General features: G+C 47.3%; 18 protein-coding genes and 1 pseudogene. 6 read left to right on the top strand and 13 right to left on the bottom strand.

Annotated elements, in window-relative coordinates; translation table 11 throughout:
* Nucleotides 1–360: 360 nt before the first annotated feature.
* Nucleotides 361–666, bottom strand: coding sequence for a helix-turn-helix domain-containing protein (locus PZBJ_RS21675; protein WP_338064772.1), 306 nt, complete (start codon nt 664–666; stop codon nt 361–363).
* Nucleotides 667–770: 104 nt separating this feature from the next.
* On the opposite strand from PZBJ_RS21675, the gene PZBJ_RS21670 reads away from it, so the two are divergent.
* Entirely contained in the window at nt 771–1,244 is a 474-nt protein-coding gene (locus PZBJ_RS21670) for a VspR family transcription factor (protein WP_101764228.1), read from the top strand.
* A gap of 74 nt (nt 1,245–1,318) precedes the next feature.
* Here the strand turns inward: PZBJ_RS21670 and PZBJ_RS21665 are convergent, their stop codons facing one another.
* The 8 genes and pseudogenes from PZBJ_RS21665 to PZBJ_RS21630 form a co-directional block, all read right to left on the bottom strand.
* Nucleotides 1,319–3,247 (bottom strand): DNA topoisomerase III, encoded by a 1,929-nt coding sequence (locus tag PZBJ_RS21665; protein WP_101764227.1) that lies wholly within the window; start codon nt 3,245–3,247, stop codon nt 1,319–1,321.
* Nucleotides 3,244–3,720, bottom strand: a complete 477-nt coding sequence (locus PZBJ_RS21660) for a hypothetical protein (RefSeq protein ID WP_101764226.1) — start codon at nt 3,718–3,720, stop codon at nt 3,244–3,246. The genes PZBJ_RS21665 and PZBJ_RS21660 overlap by 4 nt, the downstream gene beginning before the upstream one ends.
* Nucleotides 3,717–5,594 carry a site-specific integrase gene (locus PZBJ_RS21655; RefSeq protein ID WP_101764225.1) on the bottom strand — a complete coding sequence of 626 codons (1,878 nt, stop codon included), beginning with the start codon at nt 5,592–5,594 and terminating at the stop codon, nt 3,717–3,719. Before PZBJ_RS21655 ends, PZBJ_RS21660 begins: the two co-directional genes overlap by 4 nt.
* Nucleotides 5,594–7,378 carry a site-specific integrase gene (locus PZBJ_RS21650; RefSeq protein WP_101764224.1) on the bottom strand — a complete coding sequence of 595 codons (1,785 nt, stop codon included), beginning with the start codon at nt 7,376–7,378 and terminating at the stop codon, nt 5,594–5,596. Before PZBJ_RS21650 ends, PZBJ_RS21655 begins: the two co-directional genes overlap by 1 nt.
* Nucleotides 7,379–7,380: 2 nt before the next feature.
* The gene (locus PZBJ_RS21645; protein ID WP_101764223.1) at nt 7,381–8,712 is read right to left on the bottom strand and encodes a tyrosine-type recombinase/integrase; all 1,332 of its coding nucleotides are present in this window, start codon (nt 8,710–8,712) and stop codon (nt 7,381–7,383) included.
* Nucleotides 8,713–8,793: 81 nt separating this feature from the next.
* Nucleotides 8,794–9,111: pseudogene (locus PZBJ_RS21640) on the bottom strand (toprim domain-containing protein); the annotation flags it as partial.
* Nucleotides 9,112–9,132: 21 nt separating this feature from the next.
* Nucleotides 9,133–10,176: a selenide, water dikinase SelD gene (gene selD, locus PZBJ_RS21635; protein WP_101764222.1), complete on the bottom strand. Its 1,044-nt coding sequence runs from the start codon at nt 10,174–10,176 to the stop codon at nt 9,133–9,135.
* Between the two features lie 153 nt (nt 10,177–10,329).
* On the bottom strand, nt 10,330–10,881 hold the full coding sequence (locus PZBJ_RS21630) for an NAD(P)H nitroreductase (RefSeq protein WP_101764221.1): 552 nt from the start codon (nt 10,879–10,881) through the stop codon (nt 10,330–10,332).
* 169 nt (nt 10,882–11,050) lie between these two features.
* Here PZBJ_RS21630 and sppA point away from each other — a divergent pair, with 169 nt between their 5' ends.
* From sppA to pncA, 3 genes are all read left to right on the top strand, one after another.
* Nucleotides 11,051–12,910 carry a signal peptide peptidase SppA gene (sppA, locus tag PZBJ_RS21625; protein WP_101764220.1) on the top strand — a complete coding sequence of 620 codons (1,860 nt, stop codon included), beginning with the start codon at nt 11,051–11,053 and terminating at the stop codon, nt 12,908–12,910.
* An 85-nt stretch (nt 12,911–12,995) separates the two neighbouring features.
* Nucleotides 12,996–14,009, top strand: a complete 1,014-nt coding sequence (ansA, locus tag PZBJ_RS21620; RefSeq protein WP_101764219.1) for an asparaginase — start codon at nt 12,996–12,998, stop codon at nt 14,007–14,009.
* A 15-nt stretch (nt 14,010–14,024) separates the two neighbouring features.
* Nucleotides 14,025–14,633, top strand: a complete 609-nt coding sequence (pncA, locus tag PZBJ_RS21615) for a bifunctional nicotinamidase/pyrazinamidase (RefSeq protein WP_101764218.1) — start codon at nt 14,025–14,027, stop codon at nt 14,631–14,633.
* Between the two features lie 36 nt (nt 14,634–14,669).
* Here pncA and PZBJ_RS21610 read toward each other — a convergent pair whose 3' ends face one another.
* Both PZBJ_RS21610 and msrB read right to left on the bottom strand, forming a co-directional pair.
* Nucleotides 14,670–14,951 (bottom strand): YeaC family protein, encoded by a 282-nt coding sequence (locus PZBJ_RS21610; protein ID WP_101764217.1) that lies wholly within the window; start codon nt 14,949–14,951, stop codon nt 14,670–14,672.
* A 2-nt stretch (nt 14,952–14,953) separates the two neighbouring features.
* Nucleotides 14,954–15,364, bottom strand: coding sequence for a peptide-methionine (R)-S-oxide reductase MsrB (gene msrB / locus PZBJ_RS21605; RefSeq protein WP_101764216.1), 411 nt, complete (start codon nt 15,362–15,364; stop codon nt 14,954–14,956).
* Between the two features lie 338 nt (nt 15,365–15,702).
* Here msrB and gapA point away from each other — a divergent pair, with 338 nt between their 5' ends.
* Nucleotides 15,703–16,701, top strand: coding sequence for a glyceraldehyde-3-phosphate dehydrogenase (gene gapA, locus PZBJ_RS21600; RefSeq protein WP_007889697.1), 999 nt, complete (start codon nt 15,703–15,705; stop codon nt 16,699–16,701).
* A gap of 75 nt (nt 16,702–16,776) precedes the next feature.
* Nucleotides 16,777–17,649 carry a D-hexose-6-phosphate mutarotase gene (locus PZBJ_RS21595; protein WP_101764215.1) on the top strand — a complete coding sequence of 291 codons (873 nt, stop codon included), beginning with the start codon at nt 16,777–16,779 and terminating at the stop codon, nt 17,647–17,649.
* A 23-nt stretch (nt 17,650–17,672) separates the two neighbouring features.
* Here PZBJ_RS21595 and PZBJ_RS21590 read toward each other — a convergent pair whose 3' ends face one another.
* Nucleotides 17,673–18,521, bottom strand: coding sequence for an aldo/keto reductase (locus tag PZBJ_RS21590; RefSeq protein ID WP_101764214.1), 849 nt, complete (start codon nt 18,519–18,521; stop codon nt 17,673–17,675).
* A gap of 83 nt (nt 18,522–18,604) precedes the next feature.
* Nucleotides 18,605–19,354, bottom strand: coding sequence for a MipA/OmpV family protein (locus tag PZBJ_RS21585; RefSeq protein WP_101764213.1), 750 nt, complete (start codon nt 19,352–19,354; stop codon nt 18,605–18,607).
* Between the last annotated feature and the right edge of the window lie 303 nt (nt 19,355–19,657).

Raw genomic sequence — 19,657 nt, 5'->3', positions numbered from 1 at the left:
GAAAATATTGATACCGACGTCGTGAGTTATGTTTCCAGCTCTTAGCCACTTTCATTGTATAAGCGGGCAAGTCATCCCAAGGATCTGCTAAGCATGAACCTCGTGCTGCTCTCAACTTCAATGAATAATCTCGGTACTCAATACAATGAAGAGCATAGAAACTTTTCTCTTGATATGTACTAAAATATTTATGGTAATGGCTACGGAGATTCGGATACCAACGCCAAGATCTTAGCCCATAAGTATGGGTAGATACTTTTTTATACTGTGATTTAAGTTTTTTCATGTCACTTCCTAGTTAATTTAATTACCTAGAAGTGATCCTCTGCATAGTAGTTCATGGTTAATTTTTCTCAAAAATCATAGGCTTTGACGCAGTTTACTAATCAGATTCAACTTTGACTGTTCATCCAGATTATTAAACAGACAAACGAGTTCCGCACTCAGCTCATCTTCACAAAAAAAGTAACTCAGCGGAACGCCAAGTTCACTGGTCAGCCTCTTTAGCATATCCATATCAGGGATATGCCGCCCCTTTTCATAATGATTCATACGTCCGCTAGCCGAGCCTTCATCCATACCGGCTTTGATCCCCAGATCCTTTTGGGACAAACCGGCTTTTTTTCTGGCCTGCTTGAGTCGTTCGGGGAAGGGATTATTCTGCAAAATTTTTTCATCATCTAGCGTCTCGGATGCTTAGATTGTCTAAGTTTCTCTCACTCCTGTATACTTAGTAATCCTAAGTTTTTGGCCTATGAGTTTTTACCGATATGAACCAGAGGATCTTATTTAGCGGCAGTAAAAAATTTCGTCGTATTTTAAACCAATTAACATGTCATAAAGTATTACGTAGTGAATTGATTAATATCGCTATTACCGAATTTCAACTCTCTGAAAAACAGGCTTCGGAGCTGATTGATCGTGGTGTTTATCAGCTAAAGCAACAGAGGCTGGTGAGATCGGATGGGAGGATAAAAAATATCAGCTACCTGTTTTCATTTGGTGTGATAAACCTTCAACCACTTCATACGGTTAATGCTGAAGAGCTTGTGCTCTGTTCTGAAAGAGAAAGACTAGAAAAAGAGCTGACGCTGATCCACTACGAACAGGAGGCCTATCAAGAGCTTCTGGAAAAAATACCGAAACAGAAGCTTAAAATAATGAAATTACAACATGATACCGCTGAAAAGTTAAACCAGTTAAATGGCAAGCTACGAGCAATTAATCAGCTCTTATCTATGTAAATCAGGAAGGCTGCTAAACAAATGGCAACCTTCTTTGCTACAGGAGGTCGTGTCAAGCTTGCTACTACTTACAATCAGTCCTTACTCTGCCGTTTTGCAGACTTTTTTGCTGATGGCTTTTTATAGGAAGCCTTGCCTAAGCCCCTCAATCCTTCAAAACGAATATTGTCGACCTGATGAATAAACACATGCAGACCATCAACCATCGGTTGCATAAACTGACCATACTTAATCTTTTTCTCAGAAATCGCTTCTAGCTGAGATTCCCAATGTGCCGTCATATCGGGCTTTGTCATGGCTTCTGGCAGAGATAGGATCAGTCTGCGGCCAATATCCGTGGCGTGAATCTCTTTGCCTTTTTTGGTCAGATAGTCACGCCTAAACAGTAACTCAATGATGCCTGCTCGGGTTGCTTCTGTTCCCAGGCCATCGGTCTCTCTAAGTACCTTTTTAATAGCCCTGTCGGTCACGTATCTGGCAATGCCCGTCATAGCTGATAGCAAAGAAGCATCGGTAAAGTGGCGTGGCGGCGAGGTATTTTTTTCATCCAGCTTGCCATCAATACAGACGACGCTTTCGCCTTTGATAACTTCTGGCAATCTTACTGCTGAAAACTCGGGATCTTCAGATGATGATTTCCGCTCCGGTAATAATACCTTCCAGCCTTTATCAACCACCTCTTTTTGCCTGCTGATAAACAAGCCACCACCGACTTCAGTATCAATCTGCTTTTCCTGATATTGAAAAGGCGGATAGAACTGCATCAGATACTGTCTGGCGACCAGTTCATAGATGTTCTGCTCATCAAGCGACAGACGACTCGTATCAACCCCACGACTGGTCGGGATAATGGCATGGTGCGCACTGACCTTATCATCATTCCACGCCTTAGATTTGACTGACAGATCGGCAATTTCAACAGCTGTCGCCAGTCCTGGGACAGTTTTAACGATCGCTTGAGTGATTCTATGTGTATCGCCAAAGTGTCCGCTGGGTAGATAGCGACAATCTGAACGAGGATAGGTAATCAACTTATGCTTCTCATAGAGCTGCTGACAAACATCCAGCGTCTTCTGGGCATTGAGATTAAAACGTCTGGAAGCATCGATTTGCAGTGCGGACAAGTTATAGGGTAATGGTGGAGCTTGTTTCGCCCGTTCTTCAGTTACCGCAACCACAGTTCCTGGCTGGCCTGTTACCTTCTTCAATACGGTTTCAGCCAGCTTTTTCAGCACCAGTCGCCCCTCTTCATCCATATAGGGTTCACAGGCGGCACTCGGTTTCCATTTTGCCGTATAAATTTGGTCTTTATCGGTTTTAAGATCGATAAACACGTCATAGAAGGGTTTAGAGACAAAATTCTCGATTTCTAAATCACGATTAACGACCAAACCTAATACCGGCGTCTGTACCCGTCCTACAGACAGCACACCGTTATAACCCGATGACTGCCCTCGTAAGGTACATAAACGGGTCATATTGATACCATAGAGCCAGTCAGCGCGTGCACGCGCTAATGCTGAAGTAGCCAGAGGGATAAAGTCGATATTGCGGCGTAGGTCATTTAACGCACGTTGGATAGCATCAGCGTTCATATCGTTAATTAAACAGCGCTTGGCTGCTTCACGCTTCTCTTTTGGGACACCGCAATAATTGATAATCTCATCAACCAGAATTTGCCCAACCCTATCGGGGTCGCCCATATTGACTAACACATCGGCTTCATTAATCAGTTTTTTTATAACGTTAAATTGCTTCTGAGTGGCGGGCTTTACCGAGTGTTTCCACTCCACAGGCACAATAGGTAAGTGTTCCCTACGCCACTTTTTAAAGTCAGGGTTATAGGCATCAGGCTCAGCCTGTTCGAGTAAATGGCCAATACACCAAGTCACCACATCACCGTTTGCGGTTTTAATAAACCCGTCCCCTTTTTGATGTGGTTTCGGCAGCACATCTGCGACAGCTCTGCCAACACTCGGTTTTTCAGCTATGTACAAAATCACTGACTTCTCCTGCTGCTTATATCAACAACCTTGAGTGCTGATACTTCCCTTTCCAGATCCTCGATCTTATCTAATGCTTCGAACAAAGAGAATTCTAACTGGGCATTTTTAGCAATAATCTTATCGCAGAAGGCTTTGATATCGTCTCGTTGAGACCTGTAACGCTCTTTTAACTCGCGTTCTTTATCCCTTTGTACGCGCATTTTATCCACCGAGGCTTTACCTGACTCGATAGTAGATACTGCATTATCGAGCTTTCTTTCGTGAATAGCTCTTTTAGCTTTCTGGACAAACTCATCGTAATAGTAGATACCCCCCGAACTCAGACCCGCTTCCTGATTGATACGGCTCAGACTGACTCGCCCATCGTGGGGAGTCCGTTCAGGAACGCCGTTTAATAAACGCTCAAGAGCCTGTTCAAGCCTGATTATCGTTAGTTTACCTCGCTCAGAGAGTGTTTCTTCATCAATCACAAATAAGCGTCCTTTTTATTAAAAGCAACATACTCAAGATGATGCTCGGATAAAACCTGTTCAATCGACCTGATTTCGTAAAATAATTTCGAGGTAACATTCGGCATATCCAGCCCAAGAGATTCAATATCATTATATTTTATAATTAATTTTTCTCTGATATTAACGAGTTTTTTTGCCTTGTCTTTTGTGACGATTTTATACTGGCAAGTCGTCATATCACAAATTCTGTCACAATCTGGGTTAGTGCAGTATCCTCCAGGGTGTTCCACGATCGAAAGACGACCATCCTGAACTTGCTTACGAATTTCTTCGCGATTTAAGTAGATACGCGTGTCACCCTCAGCCCTAAGGTTTTTAATTCTTCTCCCTTCATGACCAGCTAATGTTTCAGCTTCATTATAAATATGGTAAAAAACATCTGTCATATAGTTCTGGTTTTCACCCGCAATTTCATCCTGGAGATCTTGATCAATCATCATATCAACATAAGAAGCGATATTGGCCTGATTGGCATACCAGGATGTCATGGCTATATTCATATGCTTAAACTGATACTTAATATCTAGCAGAGAGGCCAACTTATTACGCACCAGATAAACAGCAAAAGTCCGACGAAATGCATGGGGATGAACCTTCAACATTTGTCCAATTTTAAGCTCACCTTTTCTTGAGGGATTTAATAAGTCGAACTCTTGAACATCATCCTTTGTAGCTCGATATCCAATGGATTTAACGAAGGTGTTAAGAGAATGAGCTAATGATTGTTTTCCAGCCTCAGGTCGATGTCCTCGCATATAGGGAAGCGTAACAAATAAGCTATCTACCTTTTCAAGAAAAGCATTTCTTTCATCAGGATGTACTATTGAATCCGCTTTTTCTCGCCACTTTTCACGCGCAAAGCTAAATGCATCCCAAAGCAGTAAGATAGCTTTTTTAACACTCGGTATCGTCACCCATGAGGTGTGCCGTGCTACCCCTCCTGCATTAGGTTTGGTATCAAGACCATGCAAAACAGGAACAGTCATACCTGCATATTTCTTCTCTTGATAGGAATCAATATCAAAAGACTTTATCTCACCATCCCGACAGCCAGTAAATGCTGCAATCACGGTATAACAGGCTCCACGGAGCCAGGATAACCATGAGCCGCTATAGTCAAATTGAATATCAATGTTTTTTGGTAGCCGTTTAACATTCTTAAGTGCGTATCTTCTTGCAGAAATATTAGACTTATAGCGTTTTGATGATTCTAAATACTCAGACACATAATCATCATAGCATGAAGATATTTCATTTCTATAAGAATAATAAGTTTCAATAACGCTCAGTGCCTCACCATAATATTTAGACGCAATAGATTCTGGAATGCATACTGCTTGTGAGACTGATGCACCACTCACAGATAAATATAATGCTAGTTCTTCGTAGTTCTTTATCTCTCTGGTTATTACTTCTGCGTTATGTAAATGAGATAAAAAAACAAGATTATTCTTCCATGTTTTAAATTTTAAGCTTCTACTTTTGGCTTCAACTAATAACCGCCTAAAATCCTCATCATCATCAATAAAGTCATATGATACTCCATTACATCCAGTGATGCATTTTTCAAAAATAACAGCCCCCTCAATGATATTTTTAATAACACTTTTTTTTGACTTCAAGCTATCATTAGATATCACCTTGTGAACTAGGTATTTTACTGTCGACTTGAACGTACCAGATAATCTGGAGAAAGAAACATTAAAGCTTAATGACCATAAGTACCACTTATCAGAACCATAGTAGCTATATGGATTGCCTTCAGTGTCAAAAGAAACGATCAGATCATCATAAATATTATTGCTATCAATAAATTTCAGAACTTCTTTCATCAGTAAATACCCTGCATTAATTCCAGGTCATTCGTATCCTGCCAAAGAGGATGCATTCCATCCAAGTATTTATCATAGGCTTCGTTGTATACCGCAGTGTGCTCCCTTTTCATTCGCTCTATAATGACCTGAATAGTATTATTCACTTTGTTCAGTAAGTTTGACGGGCGGGAGTTAATCGCTGGCCTTGTGACAGACTCCAGAATCACATCGTTGAATGAGAGTAAAAGCCATATATCATCAACCTCTGCGACAATAGCGTGATGCTTGCATCCAAAACACTCAAGAAATTTATGACAAGCCACCGCATCATTGTGTTCAGCCAAGCCATTTTTAACCAGTACCTCTTTTACTTTTATCGCCTTATCTTTAAATGCTCCACCGCATCTTAAGCCATTGGTCAGTTTTTTAAATTCTTTACCGGCTTCGCTCTCTTTAAGCGGGTCGTGGTACAGGAATGCACTCTCAGTGATGGCCTTATCTAACGGTTTTCCCAAGGCAGTCTGCTCTCGGATATACAGTGCGGAAGCCAGTGAGAACTCAGTGGTAACAGCGTTACCATCTGCATAATGTTTTGCTACTGTTTCAACGGAATTATTCAGCCCCTGAGAAACAAAGAAAACACTCTCTGTAGCTCTCATAATTAATGAAGCTTTTGTCTTTCTAAATCGTTGACTACTCAATGCAGGTAAACCAAGATCAACAAACGTTTTATTCAAGATACTCATACTGCTATCCGTCATATATGATCTATTATTAACTGAGGGATTAGGATACAAGAAACCATCTTTATTATTATTTATTTTTTTGCTAACGCTAATCCAGCTCTCAAAAAAAACTCTTGCTTCCTTAGTAAAACCCACATCAATTTCATTGGTTCTACCTGACTGTCTTCCTTTTTTTGTGCTTAATTTATATGTTTTTCTATTAAGAGCTTTAAATAGCTCTTCGCTGAAGTCCGACAATCTTAACTTTAATAGCGATGATGCATTTGCACCTGTATAGAAACATGTCATAAAATAGGCCACCCTAACTAAGTCAGATAACCATACAGTATCACTATTTTTATATGAGACTGTTCTCTCTGTCGATGTCTTATTTTTATATTTATGATTACCTGCTAGATCTTTTAGTTCATAAAGAGGAAAAGCTTTAGGCTTAGTACCATTTTCGAGATGCGCAGCATAACAAATATATATAGCTTGCAATGCAGAAAAAAGCTCTTTAACTTCACCATCAGTATAAGGAGAAACACTCTGCGTATCTGCCGGAAAAGAAATAAACATGCTTTCACATTTTTTATATAGTTCATAGTCCATAGCTTTCAATAAAGCTTTAATGGAATTTTGACGACCGGATAATGTTTTCCCTTTACTTCCTTTATTATATGAGCTAACAAGATTTTTTATATACATTGATATCGTGTCAATGCAGAAAGCATTCTTGATTTTTTGTTCATCTGCCATTTTTAAGAAACGTACAGTTTCATTAAAAACATTTACTTTAGTCCGATCGGTTGCATCTAAACTGTGTATTGCATTACAAATACGTACTACAAGTGATTGTCGATTAGCATAAACAAAACCAGGTTTATCAATTTTAATATTTATATAGTTGTCAGTAATAGGAATAGCAGGGCAATTTTCGTAGAGTAAACGCTCAAAATTTGCAGAGCGATCTTGATCTTTTATAAATTTGTCGCGTAAGCTAATATTAATTACTGTGTCAGTATTAATGTTCGATGTCGTTACTGTTTTGCGTTTATTCTCTTTTAAAAATGCCATAACTATTTATCACTCTTGAGAATAATATTTAATGCTTTCTCATGCACTTCATTAGCCGTCATTGTTTCTTCCTCACAGAATTTTAGGTAACCCAGTAAGGTCGCTCTACTTTTATGTCCCATCACCGATTGTAGGTAATCAAGCGCCTTTCCCTCTTTTAGCCCAGCATTCAGTAATTCCTTCAATCTTTCCACAGCATATGTTGAACGTAAATTATGAAACTTATGATTAAAGTTAGGTAACTCTTTTCTTACCGCATTTCTGATTTCGCCCCAACGTGCATCCAGTGTTTTAGCGGCATAAGGCTTACCATTTTGATTTAACAACAATGGCGGGTTATCTTTGTTTTCCGGATAAATCTCTTCATATTTCTTTCTACGCTTAATATATCTGGATGAATTAATATAATCATACAGGGTCTGCATTAATTCAGAGTGGATCTCAGCAGTGCGTATTGTTCCATTCTTGGTTTCAACACCTTGTCGGGGATCAAGCAATAATCCATCAGTATTGATAAGATATTTTTTCTTGAGCTGTTCAGCATCTGGTTTATAAATTTGCTTTGCTCTTAACGATATTATTTCAGTTCTTCTAAGACCAGAGTATCGGCTAAGATCAATAGCTAACTTACATTCCTCAGATAGTGGAACCTCATTACCCTCACCTGCACTGGTTGAAATACCTATACCACGGATTTTATATACAGACTCGACGACTTGCCATTCGTTATTGCTCAATGGAACAAGTTTTCGTGATAATCCAAAGTGTCGGGTATCACTGGGCAGTTTTAATCTTAAATCCGTGGTATCGACATGGATAAAATGATTTCTCATATATTCATGGGATGAATTTCTATGTAACCGTACTACTTCATATTTAAAGGGAGGATAGGCAAAAAAGTGATCGCGAGCCAGATAGAATTTATAAAAATTAATCACCGATCCCATATAACTGTTAGCGGTACTGCGCGCCAATTCACCCTGTTTGAACATCTCTCGCAAATGCTTACGAAAGGCATAGGTGGGACGTAGCCTGATAGAGATTGGCATCTCATCCCAAGACATGCCAATCTCATTAAGAAAGGTAAAGTAATGCAGTAAAGCTTGAGCCTGGGTATTAACCTCTTTTTTACGCAAATTAGCTTTTAAATGAATCAGCCAATTATTGGCGACTCTGATACTGCCGCCATCTTCCATAAATAATAATGGGAGCTTGCCTAAATGCTGACCAGTACCTTCAAAGCGTATCGATAATTCGCCGGTGCCAGTATCAATTTCCCTTCTGATTTCCTGATCAAGTACTAAGTCAGGAAGTTCCCAAAGCACGATCCCCATAAAACTACCTGCCGGATGATTTCACGAATTCACAGATTATCTACGTAACAATCCAATTCAATGAAAACATTGTAACAGTACACGATCGGGGTCACCCGCATGCACCACCATGCTGGCTTGTTGCAGCAGGCCTTCAATCACTTTCAACTGCTTCGCTACGGATGGACGTGGCTGCAGGCGCCATTTTTCCGGAATAATCGGTAAATCAGCCAGATTCCAGCGCGCATAGCGGCTGTCATAACTGTCGGGCTGCGCCTGCTCCAGCAGGTGCCCAACACACCAGGTCACAACCTGGTCATTCCCGCAGGCAATATAGCCGTCTCCGCGTCGATGCGGTTTTGGCAACACGTCGGCAATCGCACGCGCTAAGCTGGGTTTTTCGGCAATAAACAAACGCATGGATGGCGTCGTTCCTTAACGTCAGGTAACTACGGTAATCAGTGGACGATCGGCTCTCGCGGCAAACAGTTCGCCAATCGACGTTGCTTGCACGCCTGCTGCAGAGGCGCAGCGCTGGAATGCCTCAATGGCGCCGGGTTGAACCGCCACCAGCAGACCACCGGAGGTTTGTGGATCGCACAGCAACGCGCGGGTGGCATCATCTAAGGGTGAAACCTGCTCGCCATAGCTGGCGAAGTTGCGGCTGGTGCCACCGGGCACCGCTCCCGCAGCGATATAGTCATCGACGCCCGCCAGGCGCGGTACCTGCGCTGCAATCACTTCGGCACGCAATCCTGAACCCTGGCAGATTTCACTTAAATGGCCGAGCAAGCCAAAACCGGTGACATCGGTCATCGCGCTGATGCCCGCCAGTTTGGCGAACTCCGCTCCGGCTTTATTCAGCTGGCACATTACGTCGGCGGCCAGCGACTGGTGTTCAGGCCGCAGCAGGCCTTTTTTCTCCGCGGTAGTGAGAATGCCAATGCCTAATGGTTTGGTGAGGAAAAGCTGACAACCGGCCTGCGCCGCGCTGTTCTTTTTCACCCGTGCCACATCGACGATACCGGTTACGGCCAGGCCGAAGATCGGCTCTGGTGCATCAATCGAATGACCGCCCGCCAGGGCGATTCCCGCCGCCTGACAAGCGGCACGCCCGCCCTCGACCACCTGCTGCGCCACTTCCGGACTCAGTAGATTCACCGGCCAGCCTAATATAGCGATCGCCATGATTGGTTTCCCGCCCATGGCGTAGATATCGCTGATGGCGTTAGTGGCGGCGATACGACCAAAGGTAAAAGGATCGTCGACGATCGGCATAAAGAAGTCGGTGGTGCTTACCACCGCAGTACCGTTGCCGAGATCGTAGACTGCAGCATCATCACGCGTTTCATTGCCAACCAGCAGTTGCGGATCGTTAAACGGACTGAGCTCACTGCGCAGAATGGTTTCCAACACCTGCGGCGAAATCTTGCACCCACAACCCGCACCGTGGCTGTATTGCGTTAAACGAACAGGTTCACTCATGGCGACTTCCTTATGCGATGAACAGAAGGCGCTATGTTAGCCTGGCTGTCAGTTGGGAGTAAGTGTTGCACGACCTAACCTCGATCTTTCGCACAGGCTTTGTGCAATCTTTGCAACGGCGCCTAACCTGCCGCAAAAGTCCAGCATTGTCTGTCAGAAATAACTGACAAACTGCGCGGTGTCCGGCGCAACCACGGTGGTGTTGGCTTTCAACTGTGGCGTGCCGAGATAGAGGAAACCAACAATCGCATCTTGCTCGCGGCAGCCAAAGGCTTCGCGCACGGACGGATGATCGGTCCACGGACCGCTGCGCCAGATGCCATTAAAACCTTGCGCCACGGCGGCCATCTGCATCGCCATCACCGCACAGCTGGCAGACGCCAGCTGCTCCCATTGCGGCACTTTGGCGTGCTCTTCACAATGCGCCACCACGGTGATGATCATCGGCGCGCGAAAAGGCGCGGAGGCTGCTTTGTCGATCGCCTTCTGCTCAAGGTTGCTGTCACGCGCGGCCTGTTCCAGCAAGTTAGCAAAGCGCTCGCGCCCCTCATTTTCGACAATAATGAAACGCCATGGCTGCAATGTGCCGTGATCGGGGGCGCGCATCGCGGCGTGCAGAATATTTTGCAACGCTTCACCTGCCGGAGCCGGTTCTGCCAGACGAGACGCCGAGCGGCGATTAACCAATAAATCCAATGCATCCATTATTCTTCTCCCGTGAATAAAAAGCGTGGGCTAATCCTGGCACAGCACGATCTTTTGTAACAGTCTGGCGCGATTTCCTGCTGACTTTTCGCACGCCGCTCTTTAGGATGAACCCGACATCGGGGCAGACCGCGTGCTGGCTGCCCTGCTACGTGAATATGGAGAGTTTATGCGCACTTTGTGGCGAATTATTTCCGGTCTGTTCCGCTGGACCTGGCGGGTACTGAATTTTATTCGGGAATTTATTCTTAATTTATTTCTTATTGTTTTGATCCTGGCGGGCGTCGGGATTTGGCTGCAGGTTTCCAGTTCCAACAACAGTGAGCCTGTACAGCAAGGCGCATTGAAAATCGATCTGAGTGGAGTGCTGGTCGATAAACCTTCCGTCAGCAATCGTCTAAGTCGTATCAGCCGTCAACTGTTAGGCGCAAATAGCGATCGCCTGCAGGAGAATTCCCTGTTCGATGTCGTCGATGCGATCCGCCAGGCAAAAACCGATAAAAACATCACTGGCATCGTGCTGGAGCTGCGTGACTTTGCCGGTGGCGATCAACCTTCGCTGCAATATGTGGGTAAAGCACTGCGCGAATTCCGTGACGCCGGCAAACCTATTTATGCAGTCGGCGACAGTTACAGCCAGGCGCAATACTACATCGCCAGTTACGCCAACAAGGTGTATCTCTCACCTCAGGGCACGGTTGATCTACACGGTTTCGCCACCAACGGCCTGTACTACAAGACTTTGCTGGAAAAGCTGAAAGTTAATTCGCATGTATTCCGTGTAGGCACTTATAAGTCTGCGGTTGAGCCGTTCCTGCGTGACGATATGTCACCGGAAGCGCGCGACGCTGATGGGCGCTGGATTGGCCAGCTGTGGCAGAATTACCTGAATACTGTGGCAGCCAATCGTCAAATTACACCAGAACAGCTGTTCCCAGGTGCAGCCGGCATCATTAGCGGCTTGCAAGCGGTGCAAGGTGATACCGCGAAATATGCGCTGAATAATAAATTGGTGGATGTACTGGATACGCGTGCAGCCGCCGATCAGGAACTGGTGAAAACCTTCGGCTGGGATAAGGCGAATAACGATTACCGTAGCGTGAGTATCTACGATTACACCGTTAAACAGCCGCCGCAGAGCCAGGATGGCAATATCGCCGTGATCCTCGCCAGCGGTGCGATTATGGACGGTGAAGAGAGTGCCGGAAACGTCGGCGGTGATACCACGGCGTCGCAAATCCGCGATGCGCGCCTGGATGCTAAAATCAAAGCCATTGTGTTGCGTGTCAACAGCCCTGGCGGCAGCGTCACGGCATCGGAAGCGATTCGTGAAGAGCTGGCGGCAGCCCACGATGCGGGTAAACCGGTGGTCGTCTCAATGGGTGGCATGGCGGCTTCCGGCGGTTACTGGATTTCAACGCCTGCCGATTACATCGTGGCGGCACCCAGCACGCTGACCGGTTCCATCGGTATCTTTGGCGTGATTAACACCGTTGAAAACAGCCTGAGTTCGGTGGGTGTGCATACTGACGGCGTTGCCACATCACCGCTGGCGGACGTCGCCACCACCAAAGCACTGCCAACTGAAGTGCAGCAGCTGATGCAGCTGACCATTGAGAACGGCTATCGTAATTTCGTTGGCCTGGTGGCGGCCTCGCGTCACAAAACGCCTGAGGAGATCAATGCGATTGCGCAGGGTCACGTCTGGACCGGTAGCGATGCGAAAGCCAATGGTTTGGTCGATGCGTTGGGAGACTTTGATGATGCCGTGGCGAAAGCTGCTGAGCTGGCGAAAGTCGCTAAGCCGGAGTTGAGCTGGTATCAGGACGATCCGGGCATGATCGATCTGCTGCTGAATCAGATGAACGCGTCGGTTCAGTCGGTGTTGCCGGCTGCGCTGAAAGTCTGGCTGCCTGCGCCAATGCTGGACGTAATGAGCGCAATGAAACAGCAACCTGGCTTACTGAATAACCTCAACGATCCGCAAAATCGCTACGCTTTCTGCCTGAACTGCGGCAACGTACGCTAATCTTTACAGCCCGGCCGCTGGTCGGGCTGCTTTTCGTTCGCAATCCCCTTATACTGCGCGTTTTACGGCAAGTCTGAGTTCCTTCATGCAAAAGAAAAATATCTACGTAGCCTACACCGGCGGCACCATCGGGATGCAGCGCTCTGCGCAGGGCTACATTCCGGTATCGGGTCATCTGCAACAGCAGCTGGCAAACATGCCCGAATTCCATCGGCCTGAAATGCCGGATTTCACCATCCATGAATATCAGCCGCTGATGGACTCCTCGGACATGACGCCGCAGGATTGGCAATCGATTGCGAACGATATTAAGCAAAACTACGATCGCTACGATGGCTTTGTGATTTTGCATGGTACCGACACCATGGCTTTCACCGCTTCGGCGCTCTCCTTTATGCTGGAGAACCTCGCTAAGCCGGTGATTGTCACCGGCTCGCAAATTCCCCTGGCAGAATTGCGTTCTGATGGGCAGCAAAACCTGCTGAACTCGCTGTATGTGGCGGCCAATTATCCGATCAGTGAAGTTGCCCTGTTTTTCAACAACACGCTATTCCGCGGCAACCGTACCACTAAGGCACATGCTGACGGCTTTAATGCCTTCGCATCGCCAAACCTTGCGCCTTTGCTGGAAGCGGGTATTCATATCCGCCGGTTAAATACCCCGCCCGCACCGCAAGGTCATGGCGAGCTGATTGTGCATCCGATTACGCCACAGCCGATTGGCGTGGTGACGATTTATCCGGGTATTTCTGCCGACGTGGTGGGTAATTTCCTGCGTCAGCCGGTGAAAGCCTTGATCCTGCGCTCTTACGGCGTTGGCAACGCGCCGCAAAATGCCGAGTTCCTTTCGGAACTGCAACAGGCCAGCGATCGCGGCATCGTGGTGGTGAATCTGACACAGTGTATGTCCGGCAAAGTGAATATGGGCGGCTATGCCACCGGCAATGCGCTTGAGCATGCGGGCGTGATCAGCGGCTTTGATCTCACCGTTGAGGCCACATTAACCAAACTGCATTTTTTATTGAGTCAGAACCTTACCAGCGCGGAAATTCGTGCCAAAATGCAGCAGAATTTACGCGGCGAACTGACCGAAGATTGATACGGAGCGAAACCAATGAAGCGGGCATTGATAATCATCGATATTCAGAACGATTTTTGCCCCGGCGGCCCAATGGCGGTGCGTGAGGGTGACCAAACGGTTGCCGTCGCCAATCGATTTGCGCGTGAGTTTCACGATCGGGGTGAATGTGTGGTGGCATTGCAAGACTGGCATCCAGCCAATCACGGCAGCTTCGCCTCGATCTCCGGCGAGCCGGTCTACACGCTCGGCGAATTAAACGGTTTAGCGCAGATCTGGTGGCCCGATCACGGTATTGAGAATTCTGTCGGGGCGGATTTTCATCCCGATCTCGATCGCTCTCTGATTGATGCCGTGTTTCATAAAGGGGGCGATGTTGAGGTGGATAGCTACAGCGCCTTCTTCGATAACGGCCATCGACGCAAGACAGAACTCGACAGTTGGCTGCGCGAGCGCGGCATTAGCGATTTAGTGATGCTGGGTATTGCGACCGATTACTGCGTCAAATACAGCGTGCTGGATGCGCTGGAGTTAGGTTACAACGTGGAGGTGGTTAAAGAGGGCTGCCGCGGTGTGAACCTGAATCCGGATGACAGTGAAATTGCTTTCGCTCAGATGGAAGCACAAGGTGCGGTATTAATCTGAAAATAAGGGGCTGGTGAGAACCAGCCCTTTTGATTTTTAGTGCAGGTTGATGCGCGTGACGTCGGGCTCAATGCCAAACTCTTCTTTCAGCTGTTTCTTCGATTTCATCACCATATCCCCACCTTTGCTAATGGTCATATGTTGCGGATCGTCATTGTGGCGAGCCTGCCACAACATCACCAGCTGCAGACAATTCTCTTTCTGCTCTGGCGTCAGCGCGACGCCATCTGGCCATTTGCCGATTTCAACCGCCGTGGAGAGCCGCTCGTACACTTCCGGCGTCATCGCCTCCAGCATCGCTTCCAGTTCCTGTTTCATGCTTAGCCCTCTTGCTGATTGCCCTGCTCATCAGTGAAGTTTAGCGAGGCGGAGTTCACGCAGTAGCGCTCGCCGCTCGGTTGTGGGCCATCCGGGAACACATGTCCCAAATGCGCATCACAGTTGCCACAGCGAATCTCAACCCGTTGCATGCCGTGTGAATCATCTTCCAGATAGCGGATAGCGTCGTCACTGAAGGGCTGATAGAAACTTGGCCAGCCACAGCCTGAATCGTATTTGGTTTCGGAGAGAAACAGCGGCGAATTACAAACTAAGCAGTGGTAAATCCCTTCCTGCTTGTTGTGCAGCAAGGCGCCCGAGAAAGGGGGCTCCGTTCCACGATGCTGAGTGACATAGCGCTGCATTTCGGAAAGCTGCGCAATTTTTGCGTCGGGTGCGGTGTCTTTAGCCATTTTGAGTTCCGGAGTGTCATTCTGAAAAAATCGACTAGTATTCTAACAAACGTACAACATCTATCGGGTCTTTTTTCGTGCTAACGCCTCCGACATCTGTTCCACAGCACGATTTTGTGATGGCGATCACCCTTTGCAAAAGTCATCCCTTTTCAGCCCGCATTCGGCGTAACATAGGCGCGCAATAAGGGTGCTGCGTAAGCGATTGCGCAACGAATTATTCCTGGTGTTGGAATTGACCTGTCGCAACAATTGACACGATTCCGCTTGACGCCTGGTAAGGTTTTTGTAATTTTACAGCCAACCTTTTATTCACTAACAAATAGCTGGTGGAATATATGACTATCAAAGTAGGTATTAACGGTTTTGGCCGTATCGGTCGCATCGTTTTCCGTGCTGCGCAGCAGCGTTCTGACATCGAAATCGTCGCGATCAACGATCTGCTCGACGCCGATTACATGGCATACATGCTGAAGTATGACTCTACTCACGGTCGTTTTGACGGCACTGTAGAAGTGAAAGACGGTGCACTGATTGTTAACGGTAAGAAAATCCGTGTTACCGCTGAGAAAGACCCGGCTAACCTGAAGTGGGACGAAGTGGGTGTTGACGTTGTTGCTGAAGCGACCGGTATCTTCCTGACCGACGAAACTGCACGTAAACACATCACTGCTGGCGCGAAGAAAGTGGTTCTGACTGGTCCATCTAAAGACAGCACCCCGATGTTCGTACGTGGCGCTAACTTTGACAAATATGCTGGCCAGGACATCGTTTCTAACGCGTCTTGCACCACTAACTGCCTGGCTCCACTGGCTAAAGTTATCAACGACAACTTCGGTATCGTTGAAGGTCTGATGACCACCGTTCACGCAACCACCGCGACGCAGAAAACCGTTGATGGCCCGTCTCACAAAGACTGGCGCGGCGGCCGTGGCGCAGCGCAGAACATCATCCCATCTTCTACCGGTGCAGCTAAAGCAGTTGGCGTTGTTCTGCCAGAGCTGAACGGCAAACTGACCGGTATGGCGTTCCGCGTTCCTACTCCAAACGTGTCTGTTGTTGACCTGACTGTTCGCCTGGAAAAACCAGCGACCTACAAAGAAATTTGTGCAGTGATTAAAGCTGAGTCAGAAGGCAAAATGAAAGGCGTTCTGGGCTACATTGAAGACGACGTGGTTTCTACCGACTTCAACGGCGAAACCCTGACTTCAGTATTCGATGCTAAAGCAGGTATCGCTCTGAATGACAACTTCGTGAAACTGGTTTCCTGGTACGATAACGAAACTGGCTACTCACATAAAGTTCTCGATCTGATTGCACTGGTTGCTTCTAAGTAAGCTAACCGGCTAAACGGACAAGGGGTGACTTCGGTCGCCCCTTTTTTTCGACTGGATAAAAGAGAAGGTCTGACCATGCAAGATACGCTTTATACCCTTCCGGTAGTGAATCAAATCACCCCTTATCTGTCACAGCGTCAGCAGAGTGATTTGCCGATTGTGGTAATCAGCCATCCTAAAGTGCGTGCGGCGATTGCCCTGCAAGGTGCGCATCTGCTTTCGTGGCAGCCTAGCGGCCAAAAACCGGTGATTTGGCTCAGTGAAAAGACCCCATTTACTACAGGTAAAGCAATCCGCGGGGGCGTACCTATTTGCTGGCCGTGGTTTGGTCCGGCAGGTGAACCGGCGCACGGTTTTGCACGCAATATGCCGTGGACGCTGACCGCCCATGACGAAAACGAAGATGCGGTAATGCTGACTTTTACGCTGGAAAGCAACGCACAAACCAAAAAGCTCTGGCCGCACGATTTCACCCTGCTTGCTCGCTTCCGGATTGCTGAGCATTGTGAAATTGAGCTGGAAGCTTACGGCGACTATGAAGCCACCGCAGCGCTGCACAGCTACTTCCAGATTGCGGATATCTCTCAGGTCGAAGTGAGCGGATTAGGTAACAGTTTTATCGATAAGGTTAACGATAATGCTGTTGGCGCATCCGACGGCAAGCAGACCTATCCCAACCGCGTGGATCGTATTCACACCGCAGCGGATGACTGCAGCGTGATTCACGATAAAGCGGGCAAACGCCAGATTGAAGTCTATCACCACTATCAGAGTGACGTTGTCACGTGGAATCCAGGTCCGGAGTTATCATGCAGTATGGGGGACATGCCAAATGAAGGCTATAAAACTATGGTGTGCGTGGAAACGGCGCGCATTAGCAAGCCGTTAAAAAGCGCGGGTGAATCCCCTGCGCGTTTGGGCACCACGATTCGTATCGTTAATAAGTAATAAGATGCGGCGCCGTTGCGCCGCTAAACCACATCTAACGCAGTTTTAGATTGAGGCGCAGGAAACGCCCGATCAATGATGCTCAGCTCTTCATTAGTCAGATTGATGCTTAGCGCGGCCGCGTTTTGCTGCACATGTGAAACGCTGCTGGCTTTAGGAATGGCCAAAACGCCTTGCTGACGGATCACCCAGGCCAATAGCACTTGCGCCACGCTGATGCCCTTCTGTTGTGCAATCTGTTTAAGATGCGCATCGTTAAACAGCGCCTGTCGCAGTCGTCCAGCCTGCGCTAACGGGCAATAGGCCATAATCGGCATCTCGCGCTGCTGACACTGTGGCAACAAATCGTACTCGATCCCGCGGGACGCTAAGTGGTACAGCACCTGATTGGTTAAACAGGATTTGCCGCCGGGCTCTTGCCACAGTTCCAGCATATCGTCATGGTCAAAGTTCGAGACGCCCCAATAGCGGATTTTGCCTTGCTGCTGCAAGGATCCCATCGCACGAATGGTTTCTTCTAAAGGGACATTGCCGCGCCAATGCAGCAGGTAGAGATCGAGGTAATCGGTTTGCAGACGGCGCAGACTGCGCTCGCAGGCCTCGATAGCATCGACTTCACCGGCATTCCAGGGATACACCTTCGATACCAGCCAGGCTTGATCGCGACGGCCGCGTAACGCTTCGCCGACCACCTCTTCGGCAGCGCCTTCCGCATACATTTCCGCCGTGTCGATAACCTTAAGTCCAAGATCTAAACCCGCCTGCAGTGCGCCCACTTCCTGGCTGCGCAGCGCTGCATTCTCACCCATATACCAGGTTCCCTGGCCAATAGCGGGTAAAGCTGATTCACCGTGAAATTGGATAGTCTTCATCACTCCTCCTGTTGCGCTGATATGGGGCTCTGAATTGGTGCAATGTAAGAAAAACGCCTCATTACGAGGCGTTTATTTAATCGTTAGAAGCTGTAACTGATGCCGGTCCAGAGTGTGAACTGGCCACTCTTATCGACCATCGGGCTGTCTTTAATTTCGCTGTCGAAGCGCGTGTAGCGACCTGACAAGCTGGCGTTCCAGCTTTCGCTGATTTGGTAGCTGGCATTCATCTCGACATACGGCGACCAGCTGTCGTCTGGATGATACTCAGCGATGCCGGTTCGCGCACTTTCATGGGATGAAACACCGTAGTAATAACGGTTTTGATTGGCGCTGTTCCACATGGCACCAATGCCCGGCGTCAGGCTGAATGCGCCGAAATCAAAGCGATATAGATAGGTGAGATCCCAGATTAACCCATTGCTGTTATTGAGCACATCACCCAGCAGAGCGGTGCGCACGATACCCCAATCGGCAACGTGGCGATAGTTGGCGCCAGCCATCAGCGTCATACGGCGCTTATCCAGCGCTTTCATGTCACCCAAATCGTTGTCTTTCGGATCGTACTGCTGCGGCGATCCCAGCACCGTCAGCGACAGCTGATTCTGCGGGTCTTTCCACAGGTAATAGCCGCCTTGCAGGCTACGGAACCAGAAGTTTTCACCTTCATAATTAATCACCGGAATCGGCAGATAGCGGTCTTGTCCGCCCCGATAAGGTGACTGCGCATAAATCACCGAAGCGCCAAGAGATAAGGGTTCTGCATGAGTGCCGAACGCCGCAAAATAACAAGGAATAGCCAGAGTAAGCGCTTTAAGTTTGAATTGGTTCACAATTTATTCAGTCCATTAATATAACAATCACACGCAGAGTCTAACCAAAATTTTGCTATCGGTTAACGTTTAATGATGCTCTCTAACCAGCATAGCGAAATATTCTCAGTGGCTTCATCGCTCTCACGGCTTAGGTTGATTGCCTCAGTGCTTATGAGACTTTGTTATTGATATATCGCCGAATAAGGAGAAAAGTGGCTGCAGGTTTTCTGAATGCCTTCTACAGTTAAATGTAAGACGAGACTTTTTTGTACGAGCAGAGTAACCATAAGAATTGTGTATCCCGATAAAAAAACGTCAGGT

Source organism: Pantoea endophytica (genome assembly GCF_002858935.1).
Classification (GTDB): domain Bacteria; phylum Pseudomonadota; class Gammaproteobacteria; order Enterobacterales; family Enterobacteriaceae; genus Pantoea; species Pantoea leporis.
The sequence above is the reverse complement of the archived record's forward strand: the minus strand, read 5'-3'. Positions and strand labels throughout refer to the sequence as shown.